The following is a 22,836-nucleotide window of genomic DNA, read 5'->3' on the forward strand; positions in this document are numbered from 1 at the left end:
CCGGACGGCCCGCCCCCGTAAGGAGAACCGTGCCTGCCGCTGAGGCCCTGCACCCCCTCGGCGAGGTCGAGCTCGCTGTGTCCGGGATGACGTGCGCCTCGTGCGTCGCCCGGGTCGAGCGCAAGCTCAACCGGCTCGACGGCGTCGCCGCGACCGTGAACCTGCCGCTGGAGTCGGCGCACGTCGTGCTGTCGTCCGAGGTCACCGACCAGGACCTGGTCCACGCCGTCGAGTCCGCCGGGTACGAGGCGCGCGTCACGCGACGCCGGGGCGCGACCGGCACCGTCGGGCGGGACGGCGACGCGGCGGACGACGCCGCACCCGGCGGCGGCACCGAGCCGGGCGACGCGGCGCGTGCCGACGGCGCGGCGGGTGCCGACGGCGCGGCCCCCGGCGCCGAGTACCGCGGCGCGGACCTGCTGCGCCGGCTGCGCGTCTCGGCCGTGCTCACCGTCCCGGTGCTCCTGCTGTCGATGGTCCCCGCGCTGGCCTTCCCCGGTGCCGAGTGGGTGGTCGCCGCCCTGGCGCTGCCCGTCGTGGTGTGGGGCGCCTGGCCGTTCCACGCCGCCGCCGCGCGAGCGGCCCGGCACGCGAGCTCCACGATGGACACGCTGGTGTCGATCGGCGTGGTCGCGGCGACCCTGTGGTCGCTCTGGGTGCTGGTCGCCGACACCCTCCGGCCCGTGGGGCACGGCATGGGTCCGGCGCTGTACTTCGAGGTCGGGGCCGTGGTCACCACGTTCCTGCTGGCCGGCCGGTACGCCGAGCACCGGTCGCGGCGGCGCGCGGGCGACGCCCTGCGCGCGCTGCTCAGCCTGGGCGCCAAGGATGCGGAGCGCATCGCGCTGGGCCCCGACGGCACCCCGCTGCGCCTGCCGGACGGCGGCTGGCGCACGACCGCCGTGCCCGTCGCCGCCCTGCAGGTCGGGGACGTGTTCGCGGTGCGGCCGGGCGGCACCGTCGCCACGGACGGCACGGTCGTGGAGGGCGCCTCGGCGCTCGACACGTCCCTGGTCACCGGCGAGCCGGTGCCGGTGGACGTGACCCCGGGCGACGACGTCGTGGGCGGCACGGTGAGCACCTCGGGGCACCTGCTGGTGCGCGCGACCCGCGTGGGCGAGGACACGATGCTCGCCCGCATCGGGCGGCTCGTGGCCCGGGCCCAGACGGGCAAGGCCCCCGTGGCCCGGCTCGCCGACCGCATCTCGGCGGTGTTCGTGCCCGTCGTGCTGGCGCTGGCCGTGCTCACGCTGACGGGCTGGCTCGTCCTGACCGGCGACGTCGAGGCGGCCTTCACCGCCGCCGTCGCGGTGCTGATCATCGCGTGCCCCTGCGCCCTGGGGCTGGCCACGCCCACGGCGATCCTGGTCGGCACCGGCCGCGGCGCGCAGCTCGGCGTGCTGATCCGTGGCCCGGAGATCCTGGAGAGCACCCGCCGCGTGGACACCGTGGTGCTCGACAAGACGGGCACGGTCACCGAGGGCCGCATGCGCGTGGTCGACGTGTGGAGCCCCGACCGGAGCCCGGCCATGGCCGGCGTGCGGCGCGCGGCGCCCGGACACGAGGAAGAGCCTGCCCGGCCCGGGGACGCCGAGGCCGCCGACGACGCGAACCACCTGACCAACGCCCCGGAGGCGCTGCGGTACGCGGCCGCCGTCGAGGCGCTGAGCGAGCACCCGATCGCGCGGGCCGTCGCGGCGGCGGGCCGGGCCGCGGCGGAGCCCGACCCGGAGACCCCGCTGGAGGTCACGGGTTTCGTCGCGCACCCGGGCGGCGGCGTCGAGGGCCTGGTCCGGCGCGCGCACGCGGGACTCGCCCCGGACGGCGCGCTGAACACCCGGCGCGTGCTGGTGGGCCGCCCCGACTGGCTCGCGGAACAGGGGGTGACGGTCTCCGCGGAGGTGCGTGCCGCCGTCGGGCAGCAGGAGGAGGCCGGGGCCACCGCCGTGGTCGTGGCCTGGAACGGCGCGGCGGGCGGCGTGATCGCGCTGCGCGACCCGGCCAGGCCGACGTCGGCCCGCGCGGTCGCGGAGCTGCGGGAGCTGGGCCTGCGCCCCTACCTGCTGACCGGCGACTCGGCGGGCGCGGCGCTCGTGGCCGCGCGTGCCGTGGGCATCCCCGACGCGGACGTGGTCTCGCGCGTGCTGCCTGCCGACAAGGCGGCGGTCGTGGCCCGGCTGCAGGCCGAGGGACGCACCGTGGCGATGGTGGGCGACGGCGTGAACGACGCCGCCGCGCTGGCCACGGCGGACCTGGGCCTCGCGATGGGCACGGGCACCGACGTGGCCATCGAGGCCGGTGACATCACGCTGGTCCGCGGCGACCTGCGGGCCGCCGCGAGCGCCGTACGCCTGTCCCGGAAGACTCTGCGGATCATCAGGCAGAACCTGTTCTGGGCGTTCGCGTACAACGTCGCGGCGCTCCCGCTGGCGGCGGCCGGGCTGCTGAGCCCGATGATCGCGGGCGGGGCGATGGCGGCGAGCTCGGTGCTCGTCGTCGCGAACTCCCTCCGCCTCCGCCGCGCCGTGTGATCCCGGGTCAGCGGAAGCGGCGGCCCTCGTCGCTCCGGTAGGACAGCACGGCCAGCACTGCGAACAGCAGGGTCCACCCGGCCAGGACCGGGAGCGCCAGCGCGTAGGCGTCCAGACCCGTGGTCGCCTGGACCAGCAGGTCACGGCCGGCCCGGGTGGGCGTGGCCTTCGAGATGGCGTCCAGCCAGGCGGGGAACATCTGGGGCGGCAGGAACAGGCCGCCCGCGAAGGCGAGCGGGAACAGGATGACCTGCACCACCGGCAGCGCGGCCTTGGCCGACAGCTTGTAGCCGATGGCCATGCCGAGCAGCACGAACGGCACGGAGACCGCGAGGATGGTGCCGACGCCCGCGAGGAGCTGGCCGGCGGTCAGGGTGGCAGCGGTGAACAGCCAGCCGATGAGGATCAGCGGCAGCAGGCCGAACAGCGAGAAGATGCCGCCGTTCAGCACGCGCGCCACCATCTGCGGCCCGGGTCCGGCGGGCAGCGACCGCAGGAACGGGTAGAAGGGCAGCTGCCGGTCCTCGGCCACGCCCAGGCCGTAGGTGAAGAGGCTGGCGGAGCAGACGGCGAACAGGCCGAGGCCCGCGACCGCGACCGTGGCGTAGAGGGGGTTGCCCGCCACCGACTCCTGCGGCACCACGAAGAAGAACATCGACAGCGACGGGAACAGCACGTTCCCGAGCACCGCGATGGGGATCCGGACGGTCTCCAGGAACTGGTACTTCAGGTGCAGCCAGGACAGCACCCAGATCGACTGGGTCTGCCCGGCGGGGGCGTCGGGGCCCGGGGCCCCGGCTCCGGTCGTGCTCGTGGTGGCGCTCATCGCACCGCTCCTTCGTTCGTGGCGTCGACGTTCGTGTCGTCGACCTCGTTCGTGCCGTCGACGAGCTGGCCGAACGCCTCCTCCAGGGAGGCGCCCCGGATCTCCAGGTCCCGGAACTCCGTGCCGGTGTGTACCAGGTCGCGCACGAACTCGTCGGAGTCCGCCACGAGGTGCTCCTGGCGTGTGCCCGCGGCGTCCGTGAACTGCACGCGGCGCGCGCCCACCCGGCCGAGGATCGTCTCGAGGGAGTCGTCGGCGAGCACGATCCCGCGGTCGATGACGACCACCCGCTCGGCGAGCGCCTGCACCTCCTCCAGGTAGTGGGAGGTGAGCAGCACCGTGCCGCCGCCCGCGTGGTACTCCCGGATCGCGTCCCAGAGCGCACCGCGGCCGGACACGTCGAGCCCGGTGGTGGGCTCGTCGAGCAGCACGACGCGCGGTCTGCCGACCAGCGACAGCGCGACGGCCAGCCGCCGCTTCTGCCCGCCGGACAGCGACCCGGTCTGCCGCTTGCCCAGCTCCGCCAGCCCGAACTGCTCCAGCAGGTCGCCCGTGGGCACCGGGTCGGGGTAGTGGCCGCCCACGAAGTCGACCACCTCGCGCACCCGCAGCGTCGCGGGCAGGCCGGTCTCCTGCGGGGTCAGGCCCAGCACGGTCCGCGACCGGGCGTCCCGCGGGTCGTGGCCGTTCAGGCGCACCACCCCGGCGTCGGGCCGGCGCTGGCCGCTGACCAGCGACAGCAGCGTGGACTTGCCGGCGCCGTTGGGGCCGAGCAGACCGACGAGCTCGCCGTGCCCCACCTCCAGCGAGACGTCGTCGAGGGCGACGACGTCGCCGAAACGCCGGGTCACCCCGCTGACCTCTACCGCACTCATCGCTGTGCTCCCTTCAGAAGGTCCATCAGTGCCGCCTGGTAGTCCGCGAACGCGGTGCGGCCGGTGTCGGTGAGGGCGAGGTACGTCGCAGGAGTCCTGCCCTCGTGGGTCTTGGTGACCCGTACGTACCCGGCGTCCTCCAGCTTGCGCAGGTGGGTCGACAGGTTGCCCGCGGTCATGTCGAGCAGCTTGCGCAGCTTGGGGAAGGAGACCTCGTCGCCACGGCCCAGGGCCGCGAGCGAGGCCACGACGCGCAGGCGCGCCGGGGCGTGGATGACCGGGTCGAGGTCCTCAGGCACGCTGCCCACCACTCTCCGCCCTGCCGGGTGACCCGGCCGATCGGCGCCGGGTGCGGAACACCTGCTCCACCACGGCCATGGCCAGGAAGCCGCCGCCGCCCGCCACGGCCATCACCAGGTAGGTGTTCGGCATCCCCGCGAAGGCCGCGAGCACCGCGGCGACCAGCATCCAGCCGCCGACGGCGGCCATGCGGATCTCCTCGAAGAGCAGCCCGCCCGCGATGTACATGAGGCCGACGACCACGCACGCGAAGCCGTTCGCGGCGATGGCCATGACCTGCGGCGACGCCCCCGCTGCGCCCATCGCGCCCAGCATGACGCCGAGGGCCGTGAACGCGAGGAACCAGGTCCAGCCGTACATCGCGCCGATCCGGGCGCTGTCGCCGCGCAGGCCGGCGGTCCGGGTCACGCTGTGCACGATCGTGAAGGTCGTGGCGCCGACGATGCAGCCCGCGAGCACCCAGCCGGCCCACGGCTCCGGCGAGCCCGTCTCGCGCGCCGTCGTCCACATGGCCAGGTACCCGATCAGCCACGCCAGGCCCCACGCGCCGAACAGCAGACGGCCGTCGGGTTCGGTGGCGTCGCGGGCCGCCTCCTGCTGCTGCCGGATCAGGCGCAGCGTCTCGGCGGGGTCGAGGCCCGCGCCGCCGTCCGCCGGACGCCCCGGTTCCGCGGAGGTGCCCGACGTCGGGTCCGTAGCCATGGTCATCGCCTCGCCTCTCAAACTGGTTTGTACTGCAAATCAGTTTGTCGGATCACCCTGATGGTGCGCAAGCACTTTTTGCCTGCCCGGTGCGCAGGACCGCGCGATAGGTTCTCCCGGGTGACCGACGAGAAGCGCACCAGCACCGAACGGCCCGAGGCGACCAAGGCGGCGTCGGAGGGGAGCCCGGCGAAGAAGCCGGAGCCCGCCGACGACCTCGTCACCACGCGCCACACCCTGCACACCCCGGAGGGCGACGTGGCGTACTCCGCCACGACGGGCCGGGTCGTGCTGCGGCAGGAGGCGGTCAAGGAGGACAAGTACGACGGCCGCAAGCCCAAGGCCGAGGTCTCGATCACGTACTACACGCTGGACGACGCCGACGTGACGCAGCGCCCGGTGACGTTCGCGTTCAACGGCGGCCCCGGCTCGTCCTCGGTGTGGCTGCACCTGGGCGTGCTCGGCCCGCGCCGGGTCGACTCGGGCGACGTCGGCCACCTGACCGCGCCGCCCTACGGGCTCGTGGACAACACCGAGACCCTGCTGCGCGTCTCCGACCTGGTGTTCATCGACCCCGTCTCCACGGGCTTCTCGCGGGCCACCGAGGGCGAGCAGGCCAAGCCGTTCCACGGCTTCACGGGCGACCTGGAGTCCGTCGGCGAGATCATCCGCCTGTGGACGAGCCGGAACGACCGGTGGATGAGCCCCAAGTTCCTCATCGGCGAGTCCTACGGCGGCACGCGCGGCGCGGCGCTGGCCGAGTACCTGCAGCAGCGGTTCGGCATGTTCCTGAACGGCGTCATGCTGGTGGCCCCGGCCCTGAACATGGAGGCGCTGTTCGACGGCGAGCACTCCAACCTGCCCCACCCGCTCTTCCTGCCGGTCTACGCCGCGACGGCGCACTACCACGGCCTCCTCGGCGACCGGGCGCTGGACGACGTCGTGGCCGAGGCCCGGGAGTGGGCCGAGACCTACGCCTCCGTCCTGGCCCGCGGGGCGCGCGTGCCCGACGACGAGCGCGCCGCCGCCGTCGCCAAGATCGCGTCCCTGACCGGTCTCAGCGAGGACTACGTGGACCGCGCCAACCTGCGCCTGGAGCACACCCGGGTCTACGCGGAGCTGCTGCGGGCGCGACGCCTGGTCACCGGGCGCCTCGATACCCGGTTCACGGGCCCGGCGGACCACTACATCCACGAGCAGATGCCGTACGACCCGTTCCTGACCGCGACCTCGGGCCCGTACACGGCGGCGCTGCACCACTACCTGCGCGGCGAGCTCGGGTACGAGCACGACGCGATCTACGAGGTGCTGTCCCGGCAGGTCCACCCGTGGTCCTACAAGGAGTTCGAGGGCAAGGCCGTCGACGTCGCCGACAAGCTCGCGAACGCGATGATCCTCAACCCGCACCTCCAGGTGCACATCGCCATGGGGCGGTACGACGGCGGTGTGCCGGTCGAGGCCATCGAGTACAGCCTGGACCAGATGGCCGTCCCGGCGTCGTACCGCGAGCGCATCGAGACCCGGGTCTACCCGGCCGGCCACATGATGTACATCCACCCCGAGTCGCGGGTCGCGCAGTCGGCGGACCTCGCGGACTTCGTCCGGCGGGCCTCGAACCGCTGATCCCCCGCGTGGCCGGCGGACGCACCGCCGGCCACGCGAGGTAGGTTCCGGACGTGACCACGACCGAGCAGACCGTCTCCCGCCGCCGTATCACCGCCGAGGTGTGGATAGTGCTCGGCCTCAGCCTGGGCCAGTCCGGGGTGTACGCCCTCGTCAACATCGTGGCCCGGCTCACCGCGGGGACGCCGCTCGCCGAGCAGACCGCCACGCTCAACGCGAGCCAGTCGGAACGCCCCTACCTCGACCTCGTCTACCAGCTCCTGAGCATCGGGTTCGCCCTGGTGCCGGTGGCCCTGGCGCTGTACCTGCTCAGCGCGAACGGCCGCAGCGCGACGCGCAGGCTCGGCCTGGACGGCACGCGCCCGGCCCGCGACGTGGGGTGGGGCTTCGCCCTGGCCGCCGCCATCGGCATCCCGGGCCTCGCGTTCTACGCCCTCGGGCGGGCGGTCGGCATCACCGTGGAGGTGCAGGCCAGCGCCCTGGACGCGTACTGGTGGACCGTCCCGGTGCTGGTGCTCAGCGCGTTCCAGAACGGCCTCCTCGAGGAGGTCATCGCCGTCGGCTACCTGTACGAGCGCACACGCGACCTCGGGTGGAACCGGGTCAGGTTCATCGTCGCGAGCTCACTGCTGCGCGGTTCGTACCACCTGTACCAGGGCATCGGGCCGTTCATCGGGAACGTCGTGATGGGCGTCGTGTTCTCGTGGTTCTACACCTCGCCCAGGTTCCAGCCCGGCGGCCGGCACCGGATCGTGCCGCTCGTCGTGGCGCACACGCTGCTCGACATCGTGGCGTTCGTGGGCTACGCCCTCGTACCGGCCGAGTGGCGCGAGGCCCTCGGGATCCGGTGAGGATACCTGGACGTACGCCGGGGACGCCGTCGACCTGACCCGGAAATTCCGGGCGTCACACCTGCTTCCCGGTCAAGCGAGCCTCAACGGCTCTAGAATCGCGAGCATGTCCAACTCGCGCACCGGCCGGGCTGACGCCGGTGCCGAGGTGTCCGACGTACCGGAGGCGGTGCCCTTCGAGAGCGGCCTCGTCCGTGTCGTCGACACCCCGGAGGAGCGTGTGCGGCACCCCCGCGCGCTCGTCTGGATGATCGCGTGCGCCCTCGGCACCGCGGGCGTCATGTTCCTGTCCGTCGTGGCGCACGGCACCACCGCGGGCGTCACGGAGGACGTCCGGAGCTTCAACGACCTGCTGGCCACGATCCTGTTCGTGCCCGTCGCCGTGCTGCAGGGCCTGGTCATCCTGTTCGCCCCCGTGGCCGTGATGATCGAGCTGGGCGTCCGCCGGCTGGGCCGGCAGATCGTCGAGTCCATCGTGGCCGGCGTGCTGGGGCTGCTGATCGGCGTGCTCACGACCGTCCTGGTGCGCCACCTGGGCTCGGACGAGCTGGTGCGGGGCATGTCGGTCTGGGAGCGGGGCACGGGCTACGTGCTGACCATCCCGGAGTTCGCGGTCGCGCTGACGGCGATGCTCACCGTCGCCGGGCCCGCGACGCGGCGGCGCACCGTGCGCATCTCGTGGAACCTGATGTTCCTCGCCCTGCTCATCGTGCTGATCACGGGGCAGGTCTCGCTGCCGGGCACCCTCGTCGCGCTGCTGCTGGGCCGGCTGGCGGGCTCCACGGTCCAGTACGTGTCGGGCATCCGCAGCGAGCGCGCCTACGGCCCCGACCTGGTCGCCGCCGTGCGCCGCGCCGGGTTCGCGCCGACGTCGCTGGCCCGCGTGCACGCCGTGTCCGAGCGCGCCCCCGGTCACGACGCGGCGCAGCACGCCGGGCACGCCGTCGCGTCCGCCCTCGCCGTCGAGCACGGCCCGCCGGACGACCCGGCCGCACTGGCGCTGGGCCGGGCCGGCGACAACCGGGTGTACGCCCTCTACAGCGACGACGGCGTACGCCGCGACGTGGTGGTGCTCGACGGCGACCGCCAGGTGGTCGGCCTCATCACGCGGCTGTGGCGAGCCCTGCGCCTGCGCGGCATCGAGGGCCGCGCCGCGATCTCGCTCAAGGCGGTGGCCGAGCGCACGGCCCTGCTGTCGTACGCGGCGAGCGCCGCCGGCGTCCGCACCCCCCGGCTCCTCGGGATCGGCGAGTACGGCGACTCGATCGCGCTCGTCCTGGAGCACGCCTCGGACGCCGTCTCGTTCCGCGACGTGCCCGACGACGGGCTGCACGAGGACGTGCTCGCCGAGGCCTGGGACCAGCTCGGCCGCGCGCACGCCGTGGGCCTCACGCACCGCGCGCTCACCCAGGACGTGCTGCTCACGCACCGCGACGCCGACGGCCGGGCGCACGTGTGGATCACCGGCTGGGAGCAGGGCGACATCGCGTCGTCACCCCTGTCCCGGCGCCTCGACCTGGTGCAGATGCTCGCGCTCATCGGGCTGCGCGTGGGCCCGCGGCGCGCCGTCGCCTCCGCGGTGCGCGCCCTGCCCGACGCCGACATCGCGGCCATCGGGCCCCTGATCCAGACGATCGCGCTGCCCCGGACCACCCGCGAGGAGGTGCGCAAGGCGAAGGGGCTCATGGGCGAGCTCCGGAACGCGCTGGTGGAGCGCCTGCCCGAGGCCAGCGTGCAGCCGCAGCGCATCTCCCGCTTCAGCGCGCGCACCGTGCTGACCACGACCGTGGCGATCGTCGCCGTGGCCGTGATCGTCACGACCATCAACTTCGACGAGATCGCCACGGCCGTGCGCGAGGCCAACCCGTGGTGGGTGGCGGTCGCGTTCGTGCTCGCCCTCGTCACCTGGTTCGGCGCGGGCCTCACGCTCGTCGCGTTCTCCCCGGCGCGCGTGCCGATCGGGCGCGCCACGCTCACGGCCGCCGCCGGCTCGTTCGTGGCGCTGGCCGCCCCCGCGGGGATCGGACCGGCCGCGCTGAACCTGCGGCTCCTGACCCAGCGCGGCGTCTCGATGTCCATGGCCGTCGCCACCGTGGCGCTCGTGCAGGTGTCGCAGTTCGTGGTCACGGTGCTGCTGCTCGTGGCGCTGTCGGTCTTCACGGGCTCGGGGGCGCTCGTGGAGCTGCCGTCGCCGGCCGTGCTGATCACGCTGGCGGGCGTGGCCCTCGCCGTCGTCGCGACGCTGCTGGTGCCGCCGGTGCGGCGGTGGGGCATGGGCTTCATCGGACCGAGGCTGCGCCAGGTGTGGCCGCGGCTGGCGCAGATGCTGAGCCACCCGGGCCGGCTGGCGCTGGGCGTGGCCGGGAACCTGATCATGACGCTCGGCTACATCGTGGCCCTGTGGTGCTGCCTCGCGGCGTTCGGGGAGTCGCTCTCGCTGGTCGACATCGCCCTCGTCAACCTGGTCGGCAACGCGCTGGGTGCGCTCATCCCCACGCCCGGCGGCCTGGGCGGCGTGGAGGGCGCCCTGACGGCCGGTCTGTCGGCCGCGGGGGTGCCGGCCACCATCGCGTTCTCCGCGACGATCCTGTACCGCCTGTGCACCTACTGGGGCCGGATCCCGATCGGCTGGGTCGCGATGCGGTACCTGGAGCGCAAGGGCGACCTCTGAGACGTGCGAAGGCCCGGCCCCCAGGGGGAGCCGGGCCTTCGCGTCGCTGAAGAGCTCAGCGGCGAAGCGTCACTTGGCGACAGCCTTCTTCAGCAGCGAGCCGGCGCTGATCTTGACACCGAAGTTCGCCGGGATCGAGATCTCCTCGCCGGTGCGCGGGTTGCGACCCGTGCGGGCGGCACGCTCGACGCGCTCGGCCGAGAGGAAGCCCGTCACCTTGACGGCCTCGCCCTTGGCGAGCGACTCGATCAGCACCTCCTGGAAGGCGTTGAGCGCGGCCTCGGCCTCGGTCTTGTTGATCTCGGCCTTGCTGGCGATGGCCGAGACGAGCTCGGACTTGTTGAGCGACATGCGTTTCCCTTCTTCGGTCACGTCGTGCGGCGGTACCCGCCCGACGACGAGGCCCCATACTGCCAGCAGATCGGCAGGAATTCGCGGAGAACAGGCCCTTCCACGGCGAGTCGTGCGTAACTTTCTGCTCACAGAGGACGCGAACCTGTGTACGAACCTGTGGACGACGACGGCGTAGCGGCTCCCGGGACCGTGTCAGCCCGCACTATCCGATGACTTCCGCAACCCAGAGCGGTCTACCGTTCCGGTACTGCCGGGCCAATGAGAGGAAATCGTGGAGAATCCGCCGCACGCCCGCCGAAACCTCGTCGTCCTGGTGTTCAGCAACCTCCTGGCGGGTGTCGGGGTCGCGTCCGGCGCCGCCGTCGGCGCCCTGCTCGCGGAGAGCCTGGGCGGCACCTCCGTGGCGGGCCTCGCCCAGGCCGTCAGCGTGCTCGCCGCGGCGGTCGCCTCGATCCCGCTCGCGACGCTCGCCCAGCTCCGCGGACGGCGGTGGGCCCTCTCGCTCGGGTACGCCCTGTCCACGGCCGGCGCACTGCTCATCGTGACGGCGGCCGTGCTGGGCCAGCTCGTGCTGCTCCTGGTCGGCCTGATGCTCTACGGCGTCGCGAACGCGACCAACCTCCAGTCCCGCTACGCCGCCGCCGACAACGTCGGGTCCGGCACGCGTGCCCGCACCATGTCGGTCGTCCTGTGGGCCACGACCGTCGGCTCCGTGGTCGGGCCCAACCTCGCGGCGCCCGGCGCCGTGGTCGGCAGCGGGTTCGGCATACCCGACCTCGGCGGGCCCTACCTGTTCTCCGTCGTCGCGTACCTGCTCGCCGGGCTGCTGCTGCTGAGCCTGTACCGGGATCCGGCGGGCGGCGTGGCGGGGCGGGTGGTGCCCGCGGGCGCCGTCGGGCAGGGGCACGGGGACAAGCGAGCCGAACCGCGACGGACCGGGGCCCTCGCGGCGCTGCGGTGGGCCTGGGCCCGTCCGCGGGCCCGGTTCGCCGTGGTGACCACGGCCGTGGCGCACGGCGTGATGATCATGGTGATGGTGATGACGCCGGTGCACATGCAGCACGGCGGGATGTCGCTCCAGCTCGTCGGCATCGTCATCAGCCTGCACGTGCTGGGGATGTTCGCGTTCAGCCCCGTGTTCGGATGGCTGACCGACCGATTCGGCCCGATCCGCGTCGCCGTCGGCGGCATCGGGCTGCAGGCGGCCGCCGTCGCTCTCGGGTTCACGGCCGCGGCCCTGGCCTCGGCCGCGGTGCCCGACGCCGGCGAGCACGCCGGGCACGGGGGTGCGGCGCCGGGCCTCGACGCCGAGGTGCTCACGGCGGTCGCCCTGGTGCTGCTCGGGCTCGGCTGGTCGGCGTGCCTCATCGCCTCGTCGGCGGTGCTGGCGTCCGTCGCGGAGCCGCACGTCAAGCTGCCCCTGCAGGGCGCGACCGACGCGCTGATGAACTACTTCGGCGCCGCCTCCGCCGCGCTCGCCGGGCCGCTGCTCGCCTGGGGCGGGTTCGAGGCGGTGAACACGGCGGGCGCCGTCCTGCTGACGCCCGCCGTGGTGACGGTGATCCTGGCGGTCCGCTCGTCCCGCCCCGTGTCGGACGCTCAGGTCACCCGGGCGACCTGAGCGTCGGACAGGTTCGGTCAGCCCTTGGTGTCGGGGTTCTCGTTGGGCTTCTCGGCGTCCGGGTCCTCGGACCCGGGCTCACCCGACTGGCGCAGCCGGTCGTTCTCGAGGATCTTGCGGCGCATCATCACCACGACGCCCAGCACGACCAGCACCGCGGCGAGGATGCCACCGGCCACGGCGAGCCCGCTGGGGCCCGAGCCGTCCCCGGCCCCCGCGAGCTCCGTGGGCGTGCTCGCCTCGTCCGTCGCGCCCGTCGCCTCGTCGGCGGGCGCGGCCTCCTGCGTGGACATCTCGGGCTCGTCGCTCGCGGTCGCCGTGGGCTCCTCGGTCGGCTCCGGCTCGCCCTCGACCGCGTAGCTGAACTCGCCGTCGATCGGGTGGCCGTCGGAGGAGACCACGTGCCACGCCACGTCGTACTCGCCCGGGGGCAGGTCCGCGGGGAGCTGCGCGGTCACGACCTCGTCGTCGACCGTGATGTCACCGCCCTTGGTGGTGGTGCCGTCGGGGCCGACCAGCGCCACCTCGATGCCCGTGTCGAGCGGGGCCGTGCTGAACGTGAGCGCGATGCTCGTCGGCTGCTCGTCGAGCGTGGCGCCGTCCTTCGGGTCGGAGGACAGGAGCTGGTCGTGGGCGCTCGCCGGGCCGGCTACCAGCAGCAGCGCGACAAAGGTCAGGACCGCTGCGAACACGGTGATCAGGCGGACGAGGCGACGGCCGTCGGGCCGGGCCAGGGCAACGGGGACAGCAGGCATGACGGAACCCTACTCCTCGTGGAACACGCGGAACCGGGCCTGTGTCAGGCCTCACGACCGGGCACGGATCAGGCTTCCGGGACGTTCTTCGCGAGTTCCGCGAGCCACGCCGCCGACGACGCGTCCGACGGCATGCGCCAGTCACCGCGCGGCGACATCGTGCCGCCCGGCGAGACCTTCGGGCCGTTCGGCAGCGCCGACCGCTTGAACTGCGAGGCGAAGAACCGGCGCACGAACACCTCGAGCCAGCCCCGGATCGTCGCCAGGTCGTACGCGGTGCGCCGCTGGTCGGGGAAGCCGGGCGGCCACTCGCCGTCGTCCGCCGCGTGCCACGCGTGCCAGGCCAGGAACGCGATCTTGGAGGGGCGGTAGCCGCGCCGCAGCACGTGGAAGAGCGTGAAGTCCTGGAGGGCGTACGGTCCGATCGTCGCCTCGGTGGACTGCGGCGCCTCGCCCTCCTCGGTGGGGATCAGCTCGGGCGTGATCTCCTGCTGGACGATCTCCGTGAGGACCACGTTGACCGGGCTGGTCGCCTCCGCCGCGAACTGGCCGCTGTCGATCGTCCAGCGGATGAGGTGCTGGATGAGCGTCTTGGGCACGCCCGCGTTGACCGCGTAGTGCGACATCTGGTCGCCCACGCCGTAGGTGCACCAGCCGAGGGCCAGCTCGGACAGGTCGCCCGTGCCGACCACGATCCCGCCGCGGTGGTTCGCGAGCCGGAAGAGGTAGTCGTAGCGCAGCCCGGCCTGGACGTTCTCGAACGTGACGTCGTACTGCTTGGTGCCGTCGGAGTACGGGTGGTCGAGGTCGCGCAGCATCTGCTCGGCGGCGGGCCGGATGTCGAGCTCCTGGAACGTCACGCCCAGCGCCTCGGCGAGCCGGACCGCGCGGTCCTTGGTCTCCGACGTCGTCGCGAAGCCCGGCATGGTGAACGCGTGGATGTCGGTGCGCGGCCGGCCCAGCCGGTCCATGGCCTTGGCCGCGACGATCAGGGCGTGCGTCGAGTCGAGCCCGCCACTGATGCCGATGACCACCTTGGGCTGCCCGATGGCGCGCAGGCGCTGCTCCAGCCCGGTGACCTGGATGTTGTACGCCTCGTAGCAGTCCAGGGCGAGTCGCTCGGCGTCGTCCGGCACGAAGGGGAAGCGGTCCACCTTGCGGCGCAGGCCGATGTCGCCCTGCGGCGGGTGCACGCTGAAGGCGACCTCGCGGAAGTCGCCGCCGTCGCCCGCCGAACCCGGCGTGGCCATCCCCAGCCCGCGCCGGTTGTCGTCGAAGGTGCCCTGCCGGAGCCGCTCCTGCCGCAGGCGGTCGAGGTCGACGTCGACCACGGTGGCGCGCGGGCCGTCCGGGAACCGCTCGGTCTCGCCGAGCAGGTCGCCCGCCTCGTAGACCATGGTCTGGCCGTCCCAGGACAGGTCGGTGCTGGACTCACCCTGGCCCGCCGCCGTGTAGACGTAGGCGGCGTTGCAGCGGTAGCTCGCGCTGCGCACGATCAGCCGGCGGTCCTCTGCCCGGGCCACGGTGATCGGGCTGGCGGACAGGTTGAGCAGCACGTTCGCGCCCGCGAGCGCCGCGAGCGCGCTGGGCGGCACGGGCACCCACATGTCCTCGCAGACCTCGACGTGGATCGCGAGCCCGGGCACGTCGTCGGCCCGGAAGATGAGGTCGGAGCCGAGCGGGACCTCCTCGCCGAGCAGGGTCAGCGCGCCGCGGTGCTCGTCGCCGGAGGCGAACTGCCGCTTCTCGTAGAACTCGCGGTAGTTGGGCAGGTAGGACTTGGGTGCGACGCCGAGGATCCGCCCGCGGTGCACGACGACGGCGGTGTTCAGCAGGCGGCTGCCGACCAGGAGCGGCGCCCCGACCACGAGCATCGTCATGAGGTCGACGCTCGCCTCCTTGATGTCGGCGAGGGCGTCCAGGACCGACTCCAGGAGGGTGTCCTGCATGAGCAGGTCGTCGATGGCATAGCCGCTCAGGCACAGCTCGGGGAACACCGCGACGGCCACGCCGTCGTCGTGCAGCCGCCGCGCCTGGTCGAGCACGACGGCGGCGTTCGCCGCGGGGTCGGCGACGGCGACGGGGATGGTGCAGGCCGCGACCCGGGCGAACCCGTGGGCGTACGCGTTGTAGAAGTCCACGACGTCGAGTCTATGGATCCGCGCTGGGGGACGGCCCGGTCTCGAGAGAGGCGTGTACGGGACGGCGGGCTTACGGAGAGGGAGCACTGCTCCCTCTCCGTAACCCCGCCGGCCTGCACGGCCTTTGCTCGCACCCGTCTCCCGTCGACCGATGAGTTCCGGGAGACGGGGACGTCTGTGCTGGTAGCAGGCGGTGCCGACGGCCCCGTCGACCGTACGAGAGGACCACCGATGTCATTTCAGGCCTACCTCGACGCCGTCGAGGACAAGACCGGGCACACCCCGCGCGAGCTCATCAAGCTCGCGCAGGAGCGCGGGTTCGACGCCTCCACCAAGGCCGGCCCCATCCTGGAGTGGCTCAAGGAGGACTACGGCCTGGGCCGGGGCCACGGCATGGCGATGGTCCACGTGATCACCAAGGGCCCGCAGATCAGCGCCAAGCACGTCGGCACGTCGGGCACGCACAGCGACGCGTCGGACACGTTGTGGCTCGACGGGAAGGCGACCAACCCGGCGGCGTCGGGCTGACGTGGTGAGCGCGGCCGGCCAAGCTTCGCCTCGGCCGAGGTTCCGGACACCTCGTTACCTTGGGTAATGATGTACCCATGACAACCCGCTCCAGCATCGCCATCACCAACGCCTACGTGGTCCCCGTCGCCGCCGAGCCCATCGAGAACGGGACGGTCCTCATCCAGGACGGCGTGATCACCGCCGTCGGCACGGACGTCACCGTGCCCGAGGGCACCGAGACCGTCGACGCGCAGGGCAGGTGGCTCCTGCCCGGCTTCGTCGAGGCACACGGCCACATCGGCATCCACGAGGAGGGCGAGGGCTGGGCCGGCAACGACACCAACGAGATGACGGACCCGAACGGTTCCGCGCTGCGGGCGATCGACGCCGTCCAGATCGACGAGGAGGGTTTCCGCGACGCCCTTGCCGGCGGCGTGACGACGGCGGTCATCAAGCCGGGCTCGGGCAACCCGATCGGCGGCCAGACCGTCGCGATCAAGACCTGGGGCGGCCGCACGATCGACGAGCAGGTGATCAGCGACTCGGTGTCCGTCAAGAGCGCCCTCGGCGAGAACCCCAAGCGCGTGTACGGGGACAAGAAGCAGCTCCCGTCGACCCGCCTGGGCGTCGCGAACGTGATCCGCAAGGCCTTCGTCGACGCGCAGAACTACGCCGCGAAGCGGGACGCCGCGGCGGAGGAGGGCAAGCCCTTCGAGCGCGACCTCGGCAAGGAGACCCTGGCCCGCGTGCTGGCCGGCGAGCTCGCCTGGGACCAGCACACGCACCGCGCCGACGACATCGCCACGGCGATCCGGCTGTCGGAGGAGTTCGGCTACCGCCTGGTCATCAACCACGGCACCGAGGGCCACCTGATCGCCGACGTCCTCGCCGAGAAGGACATCCCGGTCATCTACGGCCCGATGTTCGTCTCGCGGTCCAAGGTCGAGGTACGGCATCGGGCCAACCGCAACATCGCCGCGATGGCGGCCGCCGGCGTCCGCGTCGCGATCACCACCGACCACCCCGTCATCCCGATCAACTTCCTGGTGCACCAGGCGTCGTTCGCCGCGCGCGACGGGCTGCCCCGGGAGACCGCGCTGGCCGCCATCACCACCAACCCCGCGTCGTTCCTCGGGCTGGACACCCGCGTGGGGTCCATCGCCGAGGGGCTCGACGGCGACGTCGTGCTCTGGTCCGGCGACCCGCTCGACACCGACCAGCGCGCCGAGCGCGTCTTCATCACCGGCACCGAGGTCTACGCCTGGGACCCGGCCGCCGACGCCGGCCGCGGCGCCGGCCGGGTGGTGGAGCGCACGGCCCGCTTCGCCTGATCGGCAGAACGGGGATGGTCGGTAGAGCGTCAGGTGATCGGTAGCTCGGCCGCCGATCACCTGACGTTCCACCGATCACACCGCAAGCGCCTGCCCAGCCCAGCCCCACCCCGGGCGGTACCAGGGGTGGACACGCGGCGGCACCGCGGTGCGACGCGGCGGACCCCTGCCCGGCGTAGCGTGCGAGCATGCTGGGCACCACCCGTCCGAACCACGCCGCTCTCGCGGACCCGCCCCTCACGGCGCCGTTCGACCGCCTCCGGCCGCGCGTGCTCGTGGGCGTCGCCGTCGCGGTCGCCTCCGTCCTGGGCTCGTTCGGTGCCTCGCGCGGCCAGGCGTGGGCCACGGACCTCGACCTCGCGGGCGTGCTCCTGCTGCTGGTGTCGCCGGTGGCGCTGGTGTTCCTGCTGCCCCGCCGCCCCGTGCTCGCGACGGTGCTGTCCGTCGCCGCCACGCTCGCGTACCTGCTGGCCGGGTACCCGTGGGGCCCCGGGTTCCTCGGCCCGGTCGCGGTGCTGGCCGGCGTCATGCTCAGCGGCGAGGTGCGCCGGGCCCGGCTGGTCGCGTGGTCCGGGGCCGCCCTGCTCGCCGGCGGCGTGGGGGTCGCCGCCACGCTGCTCGCCCCGCGCCTCGAACGGTTCCTCACCGAGAACCCGGTCGGGCCCGACCGCACCTGGGGCCCCCCGGGGTACCACGGCCCGGGCTGGGACGACGGGGACGGCTCGTGGTTCCTCACCACAGGCGCGCTCGTCGCGGGGGCGGCCTGGCTCACGGTCGTGCTGCTGATCGCGAGCGGCGCGCGCGACCGGATCGCACGCCGCACCGCCGCACGCGCGGCCGCCCTGGAGACCGCCGCCGAACGCGAGCGCACCGCCGTCGCCTCGGAACGCCTGCGCATCGCGCGCGAGCTGCATGACGTGCTCGCCCACTCCCTGTCCGCGATCAACGTCCAGGCCGGCGTGGGCCTGCACCTGATCGACAGGAACCCCGGCCAGGCGCGCGAGGCGCTGACCAACATCCGCGACACCAGCAAGGACGCGCTCGCCGAGGTGCGCACGGTCCTGGGGATCGTCCGCGAAGGGACGGCCCCGTCCACTTCGGGGGCACAGCCGCTCGCGGCCGACGGCGCCGGGGCACCCGCCGCCGGTGAGCCGGCCGCCGCCCCGCCGACCGCCGGCCCCCAAACGGCAGGGGAACTGCAGTGGGACGACGCCGCGCCCCTCACCCCGACCTGGGACCTGACCGGTCTGCGCCGGCTGGCCGACCAGGCCCGCGCCGACGGCCTCGACGTCGCCGTCGAGCTCACCGACGTCGACGACCTGCCCGACCACGTCGCCGGCGTCGTGCACCGGGTGGTCCAGGAGTCGCTGACCAACGTGCGCCGGCACGCGCCGTCGGCCCGCCGGGTCACGCTGCGCGTGACCAGGGGCGACGCCGTCGAGGTCACGGTGTCCGACGACGGTGCCGCCTCCCCGCAGCAGGCCGAGCAGGTGGTGGCCGGCTACGGGCTGCTCGGGATGCGCGAGCGCGTCGAGGGCGCGGGCGGCGCGCTGACCGCCGGCCCGCGCGCGGACGGACCCGGCTGGGAGGTCCGCGCCCGCCTCCCGGTCGCCCGGCGGACCGGGACCCCGCCCACGGGGATCACCCCGTCGAACGACGCCGCACCACCCGAGGCACCCGAGGCACCCGAGACCGGAGATACCGCATGATCGACGTCCTGCTCGCCGACGACCAGGCCCTGGTGCGCGGCGGGTTCCGCGCCCTGATCGACTCCGAGGACGACATGCACGTCGTGGCACAGGCCGCGACCGGCGACGACGCCGTGGCGCTCACCCTGGAGCACCTGCCCCAGGTGGTGCTCATGGACATCCGCATGCCCGGCCTGGACGGGCTCGCGGCGACGCGGCGGATCATCGCGGAACCCCGCGCGGCGGGCGTGCACGTGGTGGTGGTGACGACGTTCGAGCTCGACGAGTACGTCACCGAGGCGATCCGCGCCGGGGCGTCCGGGTTCCTGGTCAAGGACACCGAGCCCGCGGAGCTGGTCCGCGCGGTGCGGGTGGCGGCGTCAGGCAACGCGCTCCTGTCGCCCACGGTGACGCGGCGCCTGCTGGCCAAGGTCGCCGACGCGACCCGGACCGTGCGGCCGGTGCCCGCGCTCGCCGACCTCACCCCGCGGGAGCGCGAGGTGCTCGTCGAGGTGGCGGGCGGCCTCGCGAACGACGAGATCGCGGGCCGGCTGTACCTGTCGGAGTCGACGGTCAAGACGCACGTCTCCCGGGTGCTCATGAAGACCGGTTCGCGCGACCGCGCGCAGCTCGTGGTGCTGGCGTACGAGGCGGGCCTCGTACGCCCCGGCTGGGCGGCACCAGAGGGGTAGCACGGCAGGTACACCGGGCTGACGCCCCCGGCGGCGGACGGCGGCAGCCTGGTGGTGTGGCCGGAACGACCGGCCGAACCGACTGCTGGAGGTCGACATGCTCACCGCGACGACAGAGGTCCTCGCCAACGGGCCGCACTACGGCTGGGGCGGACCCGGCCCGTTCTTCTTCATCTTCCCGCTGCTGTGGTTCCTGCTGTTCGCGACCGTGGTCTTCCTGATCGCGCGCCGGGCCCGCCGCGGCGCACGCGGCGGGTGGGGCGGCCCGTGGGCCGCGCACACGGCGGCCGGGGCCGACCCGGTGACGCTCCTGGGCCACCGCTTCGCCCGCGGCGAGATCGACGAGGCCGAGTACCGCTCCCGGCTCGCCGTGCTCCGCTCGGTGGGACCCGTCCCCGGTTCGGGCCAGGGTTCCGGCCCGACGACGACGGCGGAACCCGCACCTCCCGCGGCTCCCGGGCCGCAGGACCAGCCCCCGGCGGACGGCGAGCGCTGACCGCCGCCCCGCACCGGACGTCGGACGCTCAGGCCACTCCCGTGACCTGAGCGTCCGACGTTCCCCACGGGACCGCTGGCCTTCGGTGGCGGCCGTGGCGCTAGACTCGCGGGCGAGTGCGGCCGAACCGCACTTTTCTGACCCGATGACGTGAGGGATGTAGATCGTGAGCACCAGCAAGAACTGGGCGACCGCGGCAGTGGTCGCCTGTGCACTTCTGCTGTCCGGATGCTCGGCTCTCGAGGACATGGCCAGCGACTTCACGCCGTCCGGCGAGGAGGTGCAGCAGGCCGCGCCGTCCCCCGTGGTCGAGGCCCCCATCAGCACCGGCGAGTACGACCTCGTCGAGACGTGCAACGCGTTCTTCGCCGGGCCGCTCGTGTCGAGCATCCAGGCCGCGGCGATGGACGTCGCCTCCCCGCTCGACGAGGAGAAGACCGGTAACGCCACGAAGGTGAGCACGAACATCGGCCTGATCATCGGCAAGGCGGACGAGGTGAGCATCGCCCACCTCGAGGCCGTGCGCGCGCCGTTCGACCAGGCCCTCGGCGGTTCGATCGCCCGCCCGAACGCCATCATGGGCGCCATCGAGTCCTACAAGGCCACGTGCACCGAAGGCGGCTTCAAGGGCTGACCGCCCGCCGAGGCCGTACGACAGAGCGCCTGCCCGACCCGCCCCGGCATCGTCGGGGACCGTCGGACAGGCGCTCTGTCGTACGTGCTCGGGGATCGGCTCCCCGTGAGGGGATTCAGCTCCCCGTGAGGAACTTGTGCATCACCGGGCCGGCCGTGGTCGAGCCGAGCTCGCCCTCCTCGATGAACACGACCGCCGCCAGGTCGTTCGCGATCGCGAGCATCCAGACGTGCGCCTTGGAGCCGTCGCCGAACTGGGCGGTGCCCGTCTTGGCGCCGACGATCCCCGGCACGTCCTGGAGCAGCTCGGCCGAGCCCTCCTGCACCACACCACCCATGAGGTCGCGCAGCGTGGCCGCCTCGTCCGCGGTCAGGTCGCCCACCGGCTCGGCGTCCGCCTCCTCCCCCGTCGGCTCGACCAGCCACGGGGACACAGTGTGGCCTGCGGAGACACTCGCGGCGACGGTCGCCATCGCGAGCGGGGTGGCCAGCACCTGACCCTGTCCGATCATCGACGCCGCGTGCTCCGTGCCCGAGGCATCGGTGGGCACGTCGCCGAACGCCGCCGCACCGCCGAAGGACACCGTGTGCTCGGTGCCCAGGCCGAGCGACGCCGCGGCGTCGTGCAGCTGCTGCTGCGAGATCGCCTGGTGCTGCGAGATGAAGGCGGTGTTGCACGAGTTGGCGAACACGGTCCGGAACGGTACGGCGTCGCCCATCGCGGACTGCGGGTAACCGGGCACGTTCTGGAACTCGCGGCCCTCCACGTTGATCGTGGCGGTGCAGGGCAGCGTCGAGTCCGGCGTCGTCCCGGCGCGGAGCATCGCCAGCGACGTCGCGATCTTGAACGTGGAACCCGGCGGGTACTGCCCCAGGGTCGCCGTGTTGAACCCCTCGGAGCCGGGGCCCGACGCCGCCGCGAGCACCTCACCGGTGGACGGCTTGATGGCGACGATCGCACTCGCCAGGTCGCCGAAGTCGGCCAGCGCGGCCTGGGCGCGCAGCTGCGTCTCCGGGTCGAGCGAGATGGCCACGGGCTCGCCGTCCTTCTTCTCGATCGTGAAGGCCTCGCGGCTCTCGCCGCCCTCCGCGTCCTCGCCGGGCTCGATGGTCACCGCCAGGCCGGGCACGCCACGCAGCTGCTCGTCGTAGGCCGCCTGCACGCCGGACAGGCCCACCATGTCGCCGGGCTTGATGGTGCCCTCGGAGTCCTTGACGATCTCCTCGGTCGCCTCGCCGACCGTGCCGAGCAGCGCGCGTGCGAAGTCGCGGTCCCGCGCGAGGGGGATCTCGTCGGGGATCCCGACGACGCCGGCGATCGCCATCGCGGCGTTGAAGTCGTACTCCGGGTCGTTGTCCCGGATGGTGATGACGTCGATGAACGCCTTGTCGCCCGCGGACTGGACCTGCGCCGCGATGTCGTCGGTCGTCGCCTGGTCGAAGCCCAGCACGGCGCCGAGCTGCGCGGCGGCCGTGTCCCAGCCCGGCCGGGTCTTGTCGATACCCACGCGGTGCACGGGGGTGAGCCCCACGATCGTCTCGCCGCTCGTGGTCACGATGTCGCCGCGCACCGGCTCGGTGCGCTCCACCGCGAGCCGCTCACCCGCCTCCAGGCCCGGGACCAGCACGCCGAGGTTCCAGGCGGCCTCCCAGGCGCCGGCCTCGCCGTCGGCCGGGCCCGGGTAGGCGAGCTGCACGACCGTCTCGTACTCCCAGGCCTCCTCGGTCGCCACGGGCCAGGTCCAGGCGAGCGTCGCGGTGGCGGTCGCGGTACCGCCGTCGCCCTCCTCGAGCGGGGTGACGCTCTTGACGGCCACGGTCCCGGCGTCCTCGCCGACGGCGGCCACGAGCTGCTCGAACACCGAGGCGTACTGCTCGTCGGGGGACGCGGACGTCTCCATGGTCAGCGGGAACTCGGCCGGCGTCCCCGCCTGGAGCGCGGCCGCGAGCTGCTCCGCGGCGGGCTCCGGGTCGGGGATCGGCGGCGGCCGCAGCAGGTACCAGACCCCCGCGCCGGCCGCGAGCAGCAGGATCACCACGACGGCGATGATCAGCGCGCGCCGCCCGTTCTTCCGGGGCGGGACGGGTGGCTGGCCGCCTCCGGGCACCGGGACACCGGGCGGAGGAGGCGGTCCGGGCACCGTACCGACGGGTACCGGGACGGGCGGCGGTGGCGGTCCGACGGCCGGAGGCACCGCGTCGTACCCACCTGGCGGGGGCGGGACGGGCGCATGAC

19 protein-coding genes are annotated in these 22,836 nt (G+C 73.4%); 11 read left to right on the plus strand and 8 right to left on the minus strand.

Translation table 11 applies throughout. From position 1 onward, the window contains the following. The first annotated feature begins 29 nt into the window (after positions 1-29). Positions 30-2,531 (plus strand): heavy metal translocating P-type ATPase, encoded by a 2,502-nt coding sequence (locus tag AB0I29_RS17475; protein WP_357483666.1) that lies wholly within the window; start codon positions 30-32, stop codon positions 2,529-2,531. 7 nt (positions 2,532-2,538) lie between these two features. Here AB0I29_RS17475 and AB0I29_RS17480 read toward each other — a convergent pair whose 3' ends face one another. From AB0I29_RS17480 to AB0I29_RS17495, 4 genes are read right to left on the minus strand one after another with little or no spacing between them, the layout of a single operon-like run. Then, a complete protein-coding gene (locus AB0I29_RS17480) occupies positions 2,539-3,357 on the minus strand; it encodes an ABC transporter permease (protein ID WP_285101800.1) in 819 nt (272 codons plus the stop codon). Continuing rightward, positions 3,354-4,232, minus strand: coding sequence for an ABC transporter ATP-binding protein (locus tag AB0I29_RS17485; RefSeq protein WP_357483671.1), 879 nt, complete (start codon positions 4,230-4,232; stop codon positions 3,354-3,356). The genes AB0I29_RS17480 and AB0I29_RS17485 overlap by 4 nt, the downstream gene beginning before the upstream one ends. Further along, positions 4,229-4,531, minus strand: coding sequence for a transcriptional regulator (locus AB0I29_RS17490; protein ID WP_285101798.1), 303 nt, complete (start codon positions 4,529-4,531; stop codon positions 4,229-4,231). Before AB0I29_RS17490 ends, AB0I29_RS17485 begins: the two co-directional genes overlap by 4 nt. Further along, positions 4,524-5,234, minus strand: a complete 711-nt coding sequence (locus tag AB0I29_RS17495) for a hypothetical protein (RefSeq protein ID WP_357483674.1) — start codon at positions 5,232-5,234, stop codon at positions 4,524-4,526. Before AB0I29_RS17495 ends, AB0I29_RS17490 begins: the two co-directional genes overlap by 8 nt. A gap of 120 nt (positions 5,235-5,354) precedes the next feature. Here AB0I29_RS17495 and AB0I29_RS17500 point away from each other — a divergent pair, with 120 nt between their 5' ends. The 3 genes from AB0I29_RS17500 to AB0I29_RS17510 all read left to right on the plus strand — a co-directional run bounded on the left by AB0I29_RS17500 (position 5,355) and on the right by AB0I29_RS17510 (position 10,379). Beyond that, a complete protein-coding gene (locus AB0I29_RS17500) occupies positions 5,355-6,857 on the plus strand; it encodes a peptidase S10 (RefSeq protein ID WP_357483677.1) in 1,503 nt (500 codons plus the stop codon). A gap of 53 nt (positions 6,858-6,910) precedes the next feature. After that, positions 6,911-7,708 (plus strand): CPBP family intramembrane glutamic endopeptidase, encoded by a 798-nt coding sequence (locus AB0I29_RS17505; RefSeq protein ID WP_357483680.1) that lies wholly within the window; start codon positions 6,911-6,913, stop codon positions 7,706-7,708. A gap of 106 nt (positions 7,709-7,814) precedes the next feature. Next, positions 7,815-10,379: a lysylphosphatidylglycerol synthase transmembrane domain-containing protein gene (locus tag AB0I29_RS17510; protein WP_285101794.1), complete on the plus strand. Its 2,565-nt coding sequence runs from the start codon at positions 7,815-7,817 to the stop codon at positions 10,377-10,379. A gap of 69 nt (positions 10,380-10,448) precedes the next feature. Here AB0I29_RS17510 and AB0I29_RS17515 read toward each other — a convergent pair whose 3' ends face one another. Further along, positions 10,449-10,730 (minus strand): HU family DNA-binding protein, encoded by a 282-nt coding sequence (locus AB0I29_RS17515; RefSeq protein WP_020015632.1) that lies wholly within the window; start codon positions 10,728-10,730, stop codon positions 10,449-10,451. 274 nt (positions 10,731-11,004) lie between these two features. On the opposite strand from AB0I29_RS17515, the gene AB0I29_RS17520 reads away from it, so the two are divergent. Continuing rightward, entirely contained in the window at positions 11,005-12,354 is a 1,350-nt protein-coding gene (locus AB0I29_RS17520) for an MFS transporter (RefSeq protein WP_285101793.1), read from the plus strand. A 17-nt stretch (positions 12,355-12,371) separates the two neighbouring features. Here AB0I29_RS17520 and AB0I29_RS17525 read toward each other — a convergent pair whose 3' ends face one another. Both AB0I29_RS17525 and AB0I29_RS17530 read right to left on the minus strand, forming a co-directional pair. After that, a complete protein-coding gene (locus tag AB0I29_RS17525) occupies positions 12,372-13,109 on the minus strand; it encodes a copper resistance CopC family protein (RefSeq protein WP_285101792.1) in 738 nt (245 codons plus the stop codon). 68 nt (positions 13,110-13,177) lie between these two features. Next, positions 13,178-15,250 carry an NAD(+) synthase gene (locus AB0I29_RS17530; protein ID WP_285101791.1) on the minus strand — a complete coding sequence of 691 codons (2,073 nt, stop codon included), beginning with the start codon at positions 15,248-15,250 and terminating at the stop codon, positions 13,178-13,180. 231 nt (positions 15,251-15,481) lie between these two features. Here AB0I29_RS17530 and AB0I29_RS17535 point away from each other — a divergent pair, with 231 nt between their 5' ends. From AB0I29_RS17535 to AB0I29_RS17560, 6 genes are all read left to right on the plus strand, one after another. Next, a complete protein-coding gene (locus AB0I29_RS17535; RefSeq protein WP_285101790.1) occupies positions 15,482-15,778 on the plus strand; it encodes a DUF4287 domain-containing protein in 297 nt (98 codons plus the stop codon). A 77-nt stretch (positions 15,779-15,855) separates the two neighbouring features. Then, on the plus strand, positions 15,856-17,091 hold the full coding sequence (locus AB0I29_RS17540; RefSeq protein ID WP_357483687.1) for an amidohydrolase: 1,236 nt from the start codon (positions 15,856-15,858) through the stop codon (positions 17,089-17,091). Positions 17,092-17,279: 188 nt separating this feature from the next. Then, positions 17,280-18,800, plus strand: coding sequence for a histidine kinase (locus tag AB0I29_RS17545; protein ID WP_357483690.1), 1,521 nt, complete (start codon positions 17,280-17,282; stop codon positions 18,798-18,800). Further along, a complete protein-coding gene (locus tag AB0I29_RS17550) occupies positions 18,797-19,471 on the plus strand; it encodes a response regulator transcription factor (protein WP_357483694.1) in 675 nt (224 codons plus the stop codon). The genes AB0I29_RS17545 and AB0I29_RS17550 overlap by 4 nt, the downstream gene beginning before the upstream one ends. A gap of 97 nt (positions 19,472-19,568) precedes the next feature. Next, on the plus strand, positions 19,569-19,967 hold the full coding sequence (locus AB0I29_RS17555; protein ID WP_285101786.1) for a hypothetical protein: 399 nt from the start codon (positions 19,569-19,571) through the stop codon (positions 19,965-19,967). Positions 19,968-20,133: 166 nt separating this feature from the next. After that, positions 20,134-20,601 carry a hypothetical protein gene (locus AB0I29_RS17560; protein WP_285101785.1) on the plus strand — a complete coding sequence of 156 codons (468 nt, stop codon included), beginning with the start codon at positions 20,134-20,136 and terminating at the stop codon, positions 20,599-20,601. 115 nt (positions 20,602-20,716) lie between these two features. On the opposite strand, the gene AB0I29_RS17565 is transcribed toward AB0I29_RS17560, so the two are convergent. Then, on the minus strand, positions 20,717-22,708 hold the full coding sequence (locus tag AB0I29_RS17565; protein WP_357483699.1) for a penicillin-binding transpeptidase domain-containing protein: 1,992 nt from the start codon (positions 22,706-22,708) through the stop codon (positions 20,717-20,719). Between the last annotated feature and the right edge of the window lie 128 nt (positions 22,709-22,836).

The organism is Promicromonospora sp. NPDC050262, assembly GCF_040655935.1.
Classification (GTDB): Bacteria; Actinomycetota; Actinomycetes; order Actinomycetales; family Cellulomonadaceae; genus Promicromonospora.